Genomic DNA, 12,031 nt, shown 5'->3' on the forward strand with positions numbered 1-12,031 from the left:
CCGGCTCGCTGGCTCGCACCTCAGGATGAAGGCCGTTGGGTGCCAGGGCGCCTGTTCTGATGCGTCTCAGAAGCTGAGCGCGGTTGTACAACGGCCCTCATCCTGAGGCGCGAGCCCGCAAGGCGCTCGAAAATTCATGCAAAACTTGCCGGCGAGCCTCGAAGGACGCACCCAAGCGCTCGCGTTCAACCTTGCTCTCAGATCATCTCCAGCGGCACCTTGCGACGCGGCGGCGGGAAGATGGCGTCGAGTTCGGCGAGATCCGCCTCGGTCAGCACGAGATCGGCTGCGGCGCGATTGGCTCGGACATGTTCAGGCCTCACCGCTTTCGGAATGGCGATGATACCCTCGTGGCGCAGCACCCAGGCCAGCGCCACCTGCGTGGTGCTGACACCGTGCCGCCCGGCGATCGCGGCAAGCCTGTCATCGCCCGCGAAGCCGCCCTGCCCGATTGGCGAATAAGCCATGACCGGAATGCCGGCCCGCTGCGAAGCCGGCAAAAGATCGAACTCGATGCCGCGGCTTTCCAGATTGTAGAGTACCTGGTTGGTCTGGGCGCCGTTGGAAACACGCGCCAGTTCCTGCATGTCGTCGACGTCGAAATTGCTGACGCCCCAGTGGCCGATCTTGCCGGCAGCCATGAGTGCCTCGAAGGCCTCGACCGTCTCGGCCAGCGGCACGCCGCCACGCCAATGCAGCAGGTAGAGATCGATATGGTCCGTGCCCAGCCGCCTCAGGCTGGTCTCGCAGGCCGAAATGGTGCGCTGGCGCGAGGCATTCGACGGCAGTACCTTGGAGACCAGGAAGACCTCGTCGCGGCGACCGGCAATGGCCTCGCGCACGACCTCCTCGGCGCCACCCGAAGCATACATCTCGGCAGTATCGATCAACGACATGCCGAGATCGAGCCCAAGCCGCAGCGCCGCCACCTCATCGGCGGCGCGGCGCCTGTCCTCGCCCATGTACCAGGTGCCCTGGCCGAGCACCGGAACATCGGTGCTTGCTGGAAGTCGCGTGGTACGGATCGCCGGCATCGTTGCTATCCCCCATACAGATGGTCATGTGGCCCGGATGGGCCACGCCGGCGATTGAGACGCCCCGGATGCGTCAACATCCAGGGCAAGATGTTAAGTCCGCAGCACGCCGCCGGTCTGCTTGGCGACGTTTTCGACCACGCGCCTGGCCAGCGCTTCGAAATCCTCGTCGGTCAGCGTCTTTTCCACCGGCTGGATCGCAATCTCGATGGCGATCGACTTCTTGCCGGCACCGAGCGCTGCCCCTTCGAACACGTCGAAGACGGAAACGCCGGTGATCAGCTTCTTGTCGGCGGCAAGGGCAGCGCGCGTCAGCGTGCCGGCCTCGACCGCCTTGTCGACGACAAAGGCGAAATCGCGCTTCACGGCCTGGAAGGCCGAGAGTTCCAGTTTCGGCTTGGTGCGGGTCGGCTTGGCCTTCGGCTCTGGAATGGCGTCGACGAACACCTCGAAGCCGCAGAGCGGACCGGACGCATCGAGCACCTCCAGCGCCGTGGGGTGGAACTCACCGAAATGGCCGAGCACCACCTTTGGGCCGAGCTTGATGACGCCGGAGCGACCCGGATGGTACCAGGACGGCGCGCCCGTCTCGATCTGCAGCCGGTCGACCGGCGCGCCGCAGGCTTCGAGCGCCGCGATGGCGTCGGCCTTGGCATCGAACACGCCGACGCCCTGGGCGTTGCCGGCCCAGTGGCGGCCGGAACCGTCGAGCCTGGCGGTGCCGCGACGCACGCCGGCGGCGACACGGCGCTGCGTTTCGGGTGTATCGCCTTCATAGGTGCCGGAGACCTCGAACAGAGCCACATCGCCAAAACCGCGATCGGCGTTGCGCTGCGCTGCCGCGACAAGGCCGGGCAGCAGCGAAGGCCGCATGTCGGACATGTCGGCAGCGATCGGGTTCGCCAGCTTCAGGTGCTTCTGGCCGCCGCCGAACAGCTCGGCATGCTTTGCCGGAATGAACGACCAGGTCACGGCTTCCATCATGCCACGCACGGCCAGCGCACGCTTGGCGGCGCGGGTACGGATCTGCAGCGTGGTCAGGATCTTGCCGTTGACGACGCCATGGCTGGACAGCGGCTGCGGCCGGATCTCGTCGACACCGTGGATGCGCATCACCTCTTCGACCAGGTCGGCCTTGCCGTCGACGTCGGGGCGCCAGGACGGCACCGCGACCTCGACCACATCACCATCGCCTTTCACCACGAAACCGAGGCGGGTCAGGATGTCGAGGCTTTCTACCTTCGGCACGTCGATACCGGTCAGGCGCTTGACCTCGGCCACCGGGAAGGAGACCACCTTCGGCGTGAAACCGGTCTCGCCAGACACTTCGATCTCGGCCGGCTCGCCGCCGCACAGGTCGAGCACCATGCGCGTGGCAAGCTCGATGCCCGGAGTGTTGAAGACCGGATCGATGCCACGCTCGTTGCGGTAGCGCGCGTCGGTGATGATGCCGAGCGTGCGACCGGTGCGGGCGACGGTCAGCGGCTCCCAGACGGCAGCCTCGATCAGCACGTCGGTGGTGTTCTCGTCACAGCCTGAATGTTCGCCACCCATGACGCCGGCGATGGATTCGACGCCATTGTCGTCGGCGATGACACACATGTCCGGGGTCACCGAATAGGTACGACCGTCGAGCGCCAGCACGCTTTCGCCTTCCTTGCCGCGGCGGACCACCAGATTACCCGCAACCTTGGCGGCGTCGAAGACATGCAGCGGCCGGCCGCGATCGAAGGTGATGTAATTGGTCATGTCGACCAGGGCGTTGATCGGCCGCAAGCCGATCGCCATCAGCCGCTGCTGCAGCCATTTCGGCGACGGGCCGTTCTTGACGTTGCGCACCAGCCTGAGCGCGAAGACACGGCAGAGATCCGGCGCTTCGATCCTGACCTTGACCGGGGTGGCGCCCTTGCCGGCGACCGGTTCGACCGGTGCGGTCTTCAGTCTGCCGAGCCCCGATGCAGCGAGATCGCGCGCGATGCCGTAGACGCCGGTGGCTTCCGGATGGTTCGGCGTCAGGTTGATCTCGATGACCGGATCGTCGAGATGGGCATAGGCCGCGAAGGAGGTGCCGACCGGCGCATCCTGTGGCAGATCGATGATGCCGTTGTGCTCGTCCGACAGTTCGAGCTCGCGCTCGGAACACATCATGCCATGGCTTTCGACACCGCGGATCTTGCCGACCGAGAGGGTGACGTCGATGCCGGGCACATAGGTGCCTGGCGCCGCGAAGGCGCCAATGAGACCGGCACGCGCGTTCGGCGCACCGCAGACGACCTGAACCGGCGTACCGGAGCCGATGTCGACGCTCAGCACCTGCAGCTTGTCGGCGTCCGGATGCCTGGCAGCCGTCAGCACCCTGGCGATGACGAAGGGCTTGAGCGCCGCCTTGTCGTCGACCGCTTCGACCTCGAGGCCAATCGAGGTCAGACGCTCGACGATCTCGTCCAGCGTGGCATCGGTTTCGAGATGATCCTTGAGCCAGGAGAGGGTGAATTTCATGGGTTCACTCGTTTCGTATTGTTGCGGTCGAGCACTTCCACCAGCCGGAAACGCTCGCAAACCAGAATCATGTCAGGCGAATAACCGCCGTTGCGGCCGAAATAGGCTTCGTGCGCCTCTCGCCAGTAATCGTAGGACAGGTCGCCTTCGCCCTCTTCGCGCGCAAAGGTGGCATCGACCTCGTCGAAGCGCTTCATCTCGATCGACAGCGTCTCGATGACCGCGGCACGGCGGCCCAGGCCATCGAGCACGACATCGCGCCGTCCGACCTGCGGCACCGGCTCGTGATCGCCGAAGTCACGCAGTGCCCCGCAGGTCGCGGTCTTGCGGCCTGCCAGCACCAGCGCCAGCAGTTCGTCCTGCAGTTCCGGACTGTCGCCGAAAGCAAAGGTCACTGCGGGGTCGCCGACTTGCCGTCCAAGTGCCCAGACACCAGGCGTGATCTCGGCGAGAAGCAGCCATTCGCCGCTAGCATCGTTGCGATACACGCCCAAGGTCTTGGTCTCATTCGGGTAGAGCGGGTCGCCAAAGGTCAACGCACGCGGCTCATCGTTCCGGGAAACGATGCTCCCCAGTTCGGTCGTCGGCTCGGCGATGCCCCAGTCGATCTGGAAACGGCCAAGCGGTGTGTCTTCAACCGTCTTCATCATCAGGTGCTGAGGCCACCGAACAGCGTCGGCATGTCGAGCGGGCGGAAGCCGTAATGCGACAACCAGCGCACATCGGCGTCGAAGAAGGCGCGCAGGTCCGGCATGCCGTATTTCAGCATGGCGATGCGGTCGATGCCCATGCCCCAGGCGAAGCCCTGGTATTCGTCGGGATCGAGCCCGCCGGCGCGCAGCACATTGGGATGCACCATGCCGCAGCCGAGGATCTCCATCCAGTCGTTGCCTTCGCCGAAGCGCACTTCACCCGGCCGCGAACGGTCGCACTGGATGTCCACTTCGAGGCTCGGTTCCGTGAACGGGAAGAAGGACGGCCGGAAGCGCATCTTCAGGCTCGGCACTTCAAAGAACGCCTTGCAGAACTCTTCCAGCACCCAGCGCATGTTGGCGACGTTGGCCGTGCGGTCGATGACCAGCCCTTCGAGCTGGTGGAACATCGGCGTATGGGTCGCGTCCGAATCCATGCGGTAGGTCTTGCCCGGAATGACGATGCGGATCGGCGGCTTCTGCACCTCCATGGTGCGGATCTGCACCGGCGAGGTGTGGGTGCGCAGCAGCCTGGCTTCGTTGCCCTCGGCCGCCTGCAGGAAAAACGTGTCGTGCATCTCGCGCGCCGGGTGGCCGACGGGGAAGTTGAGCGCGGTGAAGTTGTAATGGTCGGTCTCGATGTCCGGACCTTCGGCGATGGCGAAGCCCATATCGCCGAAGATGGCGGCGATCTCGTCGATGACCTGGCTGATGGGGTGGATGCGGCCGCGCTCGGCCGGCGACTGGCGCACCGGCAGCGTGACGTCGACCGTCTCGGCAACGAGTCGGGCGGCGACGGCAGCATTCTTCAGTTCGGCCTTGCGGGTGGCAAGAGCCTCGGTGACGCGGTTCTTCAGCCCGTTGATCGCGGGCCCCTGGACCTGGCGTTCCTCGGCGGTCATCGCGCCCAGCGTCTTCAACAGCTCCGAGACAGAGCCCTTTTTGCCGAGGGCGGCGATGCGCACGGCCTCGATGGCCTGCTCGTCGGCAGAAGCTGCAATGTCGGCAAGCAGCGCGCTCTCCAGGACTTCGAGATTTCCAGCGTTGGCGTTCACGATAAAACTCTTTCGATCGGGGCTACGCGGCAGCGATCTGCCGATAGCCATTTGGTTGCTTTTGAGCGCGGCATAAGAAAAACCCGCGCCGGCCGAGCCAGCGCGGGTTTCCCAAATCAGATTTCGAAAAGCTTGGGAAGACGCTGGCTTAGGCGACAGCGCTTTCAAAAGCATTCGGGGTGGTGTTCTTCAGATATTCGAGCGCGACCTTGGCCTTGCCTACGAGCACGGCGAAAGCCTGCGGCTCGTGGATAGCCATGTCGGACAGGACCTTGCGGTCGATCTCGATACCAGCCTTGTTGAGGCCGTCGATGAAGCGGCCATAGGTCAGGCCGTGCTCGCGGACAGCGGCGTTGATGCGCTGTACCCAGAGCGCGCGGAAGTTACGCTTGCGCGCCTTGCGGTCGCGATAGGCGTACTGCAGCGACTTCTCGACCGCCTGCTTGGCGATGCGGATGGTGTTCTTGCGACGGCCGTAGAAACCCTTGGCGGCTTTCAGGACCTTCTTGTGCTTGGCGTGGGCGGTAACGCCTCTCTTTACGCGTGCCATGTCATGATCTCCTTAAATTGGGGCGCAGCCGGCTCAGAGGCCGTTCGGAAGGAAGTTCTTGATGACCTTCTTGCCATCCGGTTCAGCCAGAACCATCGTGCCGCGGGCATCGCGAATGAACTTGTTGCTGCGCTTGATCATGCCGTGACGCTTGCCGGCCGCAGCCGACAGGACCTTACCGGTCGCAGTGATCTTGAACCGCTTTTTGGCGGCGGACTTGGTCTTCATCTTGGGCATTTTGCTACTCCTATGCGAAGGCTTTAAGCCTTCTTGTTGTTGTTTCCGGGCCGACCAAAGCCTGGAAAGCAAGTTAAACCGCCACGGCATGCCCTGCCGGGCGGTTTTTCTGGAACGCGGCCCTATACTGCAAAGATGGCGGGTGTGCAATCCCTGCCGGTGTTGCAGCGTCAATACAGCCAGAACAGGATCGGTACCAGCCCGTTCTCCTGGCCTTCCTCGATCAGCTCGAAGAAGGGGATGGCTGCCAGGAACACCAGCCCGTCGCGCAAGGTGAGATTGAAGACGCGCGTGGTGAACGTCACCTCGGCCTGATCCCGGTAGAGGAACGGGTTTGGCAGAAAACGCGGCACGCGCCGCAGATAGTCCTCGTAGGGCGCGCCGAGCACGCTCTTCAGATAACGCTCTTCCCGCAGTGCAACGATGTGGAACACGGCCGCGCAGAGCAGCGCGGAGGCGATCGTCACCACCACACTGCCGGTCTGGGCGCCGATGCCGGCAGCGGCGATCGTCGAGAAGAAATACAACGGGTTGCGCATGATCGAATAAGGACCCGTCGAAACCAGCTCCGCGGATTTGCGCCCGCCGATGTAGAGGATCGACCAGAGCCGGCCGCCGATACCGACCAGGATCAAGACGAGCCCTGTCGATTCGATCCGCTCATGCGTGAGCTCGTCATGCAACGAGCCGCTGAAGGCAATGAGCCCGAAAAAGGCAGCAATCAGCACGGCGAGCCCGCCGCGCCGTCGCCGCTGATAGCGCCCCAATGCTTCGAGCGCCTCGGATGATGGGATCGTGGGCATGAAAGAAAACCCGACCGCAGAACTGCGATCGGGTTTTGTCGGATTCGTTTGCGGAATTTGTCGGGTGCGTTTGTGGAATTTACCCGATCTGTTTGCGGAGAAATCGTGGCGATCAGGGCAACCGGAAAAGGATCGGCAGTGCGCCGGACCCTTGCGCGTTCTCGATCAGTTCGAAGATCGGCATGGCGATCAGGAAGACCAGGCCGTCGAGCAGGGTGTTGAGCAGGAGGCGCGGACGGAAGGAGCCGGTATCGCCTTCCTCATAGAGCGAAAGCTTGGGAATGAAGCGTGGCACGCGCGCGAGATAGTCCCTGTAGGGCGCGCCGAGTTCCGCAGAGAGAAAACGCTCTTCGCGCAGGATGACGATGTGGAACGCCAAGGCGCAGAGCAGGCCGAAGCCGACAGTGGCGACGATCGAGCCCATCTGTGCGCCGACGCCGGCGGCGGCCAGCGTCGAGAAGACATAAAGCGGGTTGCGGGTTATCGAATACGGCCCACCGGTGACGACCTCGTGCGACTTGCGCCCGCCGATGTACAGCGTCGACCACAGGCGCCCTATGATGCCGAGGAAGATCATCAGCACGCCGACCATCTCCACGCTTTCGTGGACGAAGGTTTCAGGCGGATAGACTGCCTCCCCGAACAGCAGCGCCGCAAACATCGCAATGATGAGGATGGCCAGGACCAGGCGCCGGAGAGATTGATAGGTGCCGAGCGCGCGCCGGGCGTCCGTCTCGGCAATTTTGTTGTTCATGTTCAGAGGTCCGATCGTCGCTGAGCGTCGCATGCAAGGCGACAAATCACCGAGTTGAGGCAGGAAAAAGGCGCCCCGCTTTCGACGGGGCGCCTTCGTCCGAATCCGGCTGGCTCGGCCACGATCAACGCGGCGCCAGCACCATCATCATCTGGCGGCCTTCAAGCTTCGGCTCCGCCTCAACCTTGGCGATGGTGGCGACTTCCTCACGCACCTTGTTGAGAAGCTGCATGCCGAGTTCCATATGCGCCATTTCGCGGCCACGGAAACGCAGCGTCAGCTTGACCTTGTCGCCTTCCTCGAAGAAGCGGCGCACGGCGCGCATCTTCACGTCGTAGTCGTGGCTGTCGATGTTGGGGCGCATCTTGATCTCCTTGATCTCGATGACGCGCTGGTTCTTGCGGGCCTCGGCGGCCTTCTTCTGGTTGGCGTATTTCAGCTTGCCGAGGTCGAGGATCTTGGTGACCGGCGGGACGGCGTTGGGCGAGATCTCGACCAGATCCAGCCCGGCTTCCTCAGCCAGCTGCAATGCTTCGTTGATGGAAACGTCACCGCGGTTCTTGCCTTCTGCGTCGATAAGCTGGACGCGGGGGACGCGGATATCCCGGTTTGCGCGCGGGCCATCCTTCGTGGGCGCCGCTGCTTTGAAAGGTCTGCGAATTGTCGTGGTCTCCTCGAGCCGTTGGCGTTCTGGAATTCAGTTCAAAATTTGCTTTGGCGCGTCAATGTGGTGACCGCGCGGCGCGAGTCAATAGCACAGGCGCGACAACAAATCACCTGTTCAGGCAAATTAGTCCTACTGTTGCTTTCTGAACCAAGCAAAGAACTGAACAGCGCTCTTTTCGCTGCGTCCAGGCCATGCCAAGAAGCGCAACCTCGAGCGGGCGCGTCGAAGGGATACGCCGGCTCAAAACAGTTGAAGCTGCGCATCGCTCCTGGTCGAGCGATGCCTTAGGAACCGCACCATGCAGCCAACCGCTCCCGACTTTCTCGATGTCGACGGCACATCCATCGCCGTCCGCCATCAGGCCGGCAAGGCTCCGGGCCTGGCCTGGCTTGGTGGTTACAAGTCCGACATGCTGGGCACCAAGGCCGAGACGCTCGCCGACTGGGCCGACAGGAACGGCCACGCCTTCCTGCGCCACGACTATTCCGGGCACGGCGAATCCGGCGGTGACTTCAATGACGGCACGATCTCGACCTGGCTTGCCCAGAGCCTGGCCGTCTTTCGCCGATACGCCACCGGCAAACAGATCCTGGTCGGTTCCTCGATGGGCGCCTGGATCGCGCTGCGCATGGTGCAGGAACTGCGCAAGGCTGGCGACGATCGTGTCGCCGGACTGGTGCTGCTCGCACCAGCGCCCGACTTCACCGCCGAACTGATCGAACCGACATTGACCGATGCACAGCGCCGCGATCTTGCCGAGAACGGCTTCTTCGCCGAGCCGTCCGACTATTCCGACCAGCCTTACATCTACACGCGCGCCCTGATCGAGGATGGCCGCGACAACCTCGTCATGACCGGCCCGATCGACACGCATTGCCCTGTCCATGTCATCCAGGGCCTTGCCGATCCCGACGTGCCGCACACTCATGCGCTCAAGCTGGTCAGCCACCTGCCCTCCGACGACGTCACGCTGTCGCTGGTACCGGAAGGCGACCATCGGCTGTCACGCCCGCAGGATCTGGAGTTGCTGCAGCGCGCCGTCGAAACCCTGGTCAAGCGGGCCGGCTGATGCGCATCTCCATTCCGATATCGGCCTTCGTCGCGGCGATCGTCGGTTTTGGCGGCACACTCGCCATCATCATCGCGGCCGCCAACGCCGTTGGCGCCACGCAGCTGCAGACGGCAAGCTGGGTCACCGCGCTGTGCATCGCCATGGCGGTGGAGACGGCGTGGCTGTCCTGGCGCACCAGGATGCCGATCATCAGTGCCTGGTCGACACCGGGCGCGGCGCTGATCGCGGCGTCGAGCGGTTTCTCGATCGGCGAAGCCGTCGGCGCCTTCCTGATCGCCGGCGCGCTGCTGGTGCTGACCGGCCTGCTCAAGCCGCTGACCCAGCTGATTTCGAAGATTCCGGCCTCGGTGGCGTCGGGCATGCTGGCCGGCATTCTCGTCACCTTCGCGCTCAATGCCGTCAGGACCATTCCGGTCGATCCCTGGCTGGTGCTGCCGCTGATCGCGGCCTTCTTCCTGATCCGCCTGTGGAACCCGGCGCTGTCTGTGCTGGCGGTGCTGATTGGCGGCGGGCTTGCCGCTTTCCTCACCGGCCGCGTCGGCAGCCTGCCGGCGCCGGAGCTTTCGACGCTGACACTGATCGCACCGGTCTTCACCGCCAAGGCGGCGATCGGGCTGGCGCTGCCGCTCTATCTCGTCACCATGGCCTCTCAGAACCTTTCCGGTCTCGCCGTACTACGGGCCGCCGGCTACAATCCTGAGCCCGGTCCGTTGATCGGCTTCACCGGGCTGGTATCCTTCCTGCTTGCGCCATTTGGCGCGTCGACCTCCAATCTGGCCGCGATCTCGGCAGCGATCTGCACCGGACCTGACGTGCACCCCGACCCTGCCGAGCGCTGGAAGACCGGGCCATTCTATGCACTCGCCTATGTCGTGTTCGCGATCTTCGGCGCCTCGCTGGTGGCGATCTTCGCAGTGTTGCCGCAAAGCCTGATCGTGCTGGTCGCGGGCCTTGCCTTGCTCGGGCCATTCACCAACGCACTGACCATCTCACTGAAGGACGAGCATGAACGCATGGCGGCAACGACGGCTTTTGTCGTCACCGCCTCGGGCCTGACCCTGTTCGGCGTTGGCGCCGCGTTCTGGGGTCTGGTCGCCGGAATGATCGTGGTTGTGCTCGATCACGCAAAAAATCGCTAGGCTTTACAGGCGGTTGCCCTGGCGCCCCGGCGTTTGTGCTTGAACAAGGGGGCAACCCTTCCCACTTCGATCGGGAGCAGCCGTGCTTGGCTGCCTCCAACCGAAGGAACGGGAGAAATGAACACGACTGCATTGATCCGCCCGGCCTGGACGCCGGCAACCATCGCGCTGATGGTTCTTGGCTTCGTGGTGTTCTGGCCGCTGGGCCTCGCCATGCTCGCCTACATCATCTGGGGCGACCGGCTCGACGGCTTCAAGCGCGACGTCAACAAGGCCACCGATGGCATCTTCGCCGGCTGCCGCCGTGGCGCCGACAAGGCGCATCGCTGGGGCCATGCCTCCGCCCGCACCGGCAATGTCGCCTTCGACGACTGGCGCGACAAGGAACTGGAGCGCCTCGCCGAAGAGCGCCGCAAGCTCGATGAAGCGCTGGCCGAATTCGACGACTATGCCCGCGAGCTGCGCCGCGCCAAGGACCAGGAAGAGTTCGACCGCTTCATGGCCCAGCGCAACAAGCCGACAGCGCCGGCCACCACCAAGCCCACCAAGGGCAAGGGCACGAACCTGCTCGACGACTGATCGATGCGATCAGCATGAGTTCCAGCGGCGTCGCCAAAAGCGGCGCCGCTGTCGTTTCGGAGACCCGCCCCAGCTCGCCGAAACAATCAAATCGTCTTCCGGCGGCAATCACATCGCCGCGAAGACCGCTACAGATTTCCTCGAATCGCTTATGTTCCTCATATGTCCTTCGCCTTCTTCCGCAACCTGACCAAGCCCAGACCCGCCCCGGTCGAGGAGCGCGAGCACCATGTGGCCGGGCGGACGCTGCCGCTCCGGATCGTGGAGAACGAACGCGCGCGACGCCTGACGCTGCGGATCGATGCCGGCGGGCAGGGCTTGCGCATCACGGTGCCGCCAGGGCTGCGCCAGGGCGAGGTCGAAAGATTCCTCAGCCGCCACCAGGGCTGGCTCGAACAGCGGCTGGCCAAGGTTCCGGACCGGCCGCAGGTACGGCCGGGCATCAAGATTCCGCTGCGCGGCGTCCCGCATCTGGTCGTACACGAGCCGGGCAAGCGCGGCACCGTCGTGGTCGGTGCAGACGAGACCGGTCCGACACTCACCATTCATGGCGACCGGCTGCATTTGCCGCGCCGTGTCGCCGATTTCCTGAAACGAGAGGCCAAGCGCGATATCGAGGTGCTGGTGCAGCGCCACACCGGCGCGATCGGCCGCAAGGCGAAAAGCATTCGCTTCAAGGACACGTCGAGCCGTTGGGGCTCCTGCACCGCGGACGGCAACCTGTCCTTCTCGTGGCGCATCATGATGGCGCCGCCACCGGTGATAAACTATCTGGTGGCGCATGAGGTGGCGCATCTGAAAGAGATGAACCACGGCCCGAAATTCTGGAAGCTGTGCGCAGAGCTGTGCCCCGACACCGAGCGTTGCAAGGCCTGGCTGAAGAAGAATGGCGGCGCGCTGCAGGCGATCGCGTTCGATTAGGGATTTCTTGCAAGCCGCCCATCATGTCG

Annotated in this window: 13 protein-coding genes; 4 read left to right on the top strand and 9 right to left on the bottom strand. The window is 64.0% G+C overall.

The genetic code is table 11. From position 1 onward, the window contains the following. Positions 1–197: 197 nt before the first annotated feature. The 9 genes from ACFJIU_RS25160 to infC form a co-directional block, all read right to left on the bottom strand. The gene (locus ACFJIU_RS25160; RefSeq protein WP_379064567.1) at positions 198–1,034 is read right to left on the bottom strand and encodes an aldo/keto reductase; all 837 of its coding nucleotides are present in this window, start codon (positions 1,032–1,034) and stop codon (positions 198–200) included. A gap of 93 nt (positions 1,035–1,127) precedes the next feature. Further along, a complete protein-coding gene (gene pheT / locus ACFJIU_RS25165) occupies positions 1,128–3,533 on the bottom strand; it encodes a phenylalanine--tRNA ligase subunit beta (protein ID WP_379064569.1) in 2,406 nt (801 codons plus the stop codon). Continuing rightward, the gene (locus ACFJIU_RS25170) at positions 3,530–3,976 is read right to left on the bottom strand and encodes an ASCH domain-containing protein (RefSeq protein WP_379073214.1); all 447 of its coding nucleotides are present in this window, start codon (positions 3,974–3,976) and stop codon (positions 3,530–3,532) included. Before ACFJIU_RS25170 ends, pheT begins: the two co-directional genes overlap by 4 nt. 206 nt (positions 3,977–4,182) lie before the next feature. Beyond that, positions 4,183–5,280, bottom strand: coding sequence for a phenylalanine--tRNA ligase subunit alpha (pheS, locus tag ACFJIU_RS25175; protein ID WP_379064571.1), 1,098 nt, complete (start codon positions 5,278–5,280; stop codon positions 4,183–4,185). Positions 5,281–5,428: 148 nt separating this feature from the next. Then, the gene (gene rplT, locus ACFJIU_RS25180; protein ID WP_024924238.1) at positions 5,429–5,830 is read right to left on the bottom strand and encodes a 50S ribosomal protein L20; all 402 of its coding nucleotides are present in this window, start codon (positions 5,828–5,830) and stop codon (positions 5,429–5,431) included. 33 nt (positions 5,831–5,863) lie between these two features. After that, entirely contained in the window at positions 5,864–6,067 is a 204-nt protein-coding gene (gene rpmI, locus ACFJIU_RS25185) for a 50S ribosomal protein L35 (RefSeq protein ID WP_027166935.1), read from the bottom strand. A gap of 170 nt (positions 6,068–6,237) precedes the next feature. After that, positions 6,238–6,870: a methyltransferase family protein gene (locus ACFJIU_RS25190; RefSeq protein ID WP_379064576.1), complete on the bottom strand. Its 633-nt coding sequence runs from the start codon at positions 6,868–6,870 to the stop codon at positions 6,238–6,240. Positions 6,871–6,982: 112 nt separating this feature from the next. Further along, positions 6,983–7,624, bottom strand: coding sequence for a methyltransferase family protein (locus ACFJIU_RS25195; protein WP_379064578.1), 642 nt, complete (start codon positions 7,622–7,624; stop codon positions 6,983–6,985). Between the two features lie 124 nt (positions 7,625–7,748). Then, a complete protein-coding gene (gene infC / locus ACFJIU_RS25200; protein WP_082407524.1) occupies positions 7,749–8,285 on the bottom strand; it encodes a translation initiation factor IF-3 in 537 nt (178 codons plus the stop codon). A 304-nt stretch (positions 8,286–8,589) separates the two neighbouring features. On the opposite strand from infC, the gene ACFJIU_RS25205 reads away from it, so the two are divergent. The 4 genes from ACFJIU_RS25205 (at position 8,590) to ACFJIU_RS25220 (ending at position 12,002) form a co-directional block, all read left to right on the top strand. Then, positions 8,590–9,360: an alpha/beta hydrolase gene (locus ACFJIU_RS25205; RefSeq protein ID WP_379064580.1), complete on the top strand. Its 771-nt coding sequence runs from the start codon at positions 8,590–8,592 to the stop codon at positions 9,358–9,360. Next, on the top strand, positions 9,360–10,502 hold the full coding sequence (locus tag ACFJIU_RS25210) for a benzoate/H(+) symporter BenE family transporter (protein WP_379064582.1): 1,143 nt from the start codon (positions 9,360–9,362) through the stop codon (positions 10,500–10,502). Before ACFJIU_RS25205 ends, ACFJIU_RS25210 begins: the two co-directional genes overlap by 1 nt. Positions 10,503–10,619: 117 nt before the next feature. Further along, positions 10,620–11,081: a DUF2852 domain-containing protein gene (locus ACFJIU_RS25215; RefSeq protein WP_379064584.1), complete on the top strand. Its 462-nt coding sequence runs from the start codon at positions 10,620–10,622 to the stop codon at positions 11,079–11,081. A 162-nt stretch (positions 11,082–11,243) separates the two neighbouring features. Continuing rightward, complete coding sequence (locus ACFJIU_RS25220; protein ID WP_379064586.1) at positions 11,244–12,002, top strand: M48 family metallopeptidase; 759 nt, start codon at positions 11,244–11,246, stop codon at positions 12,000–12,002. Positions 12,003–12,031: the final 29 nt, after the last annotated feature.

Origin of the sequence: Mesorhizobium sp. UC74_2 (assembly GCF_042701485.1) — a bacterium.
GTDB lineage: Bacteria > Pseudomonadota > Alphaproteobacteria > Rhizobiales > Rhizobiaceae > Mesorhizobium.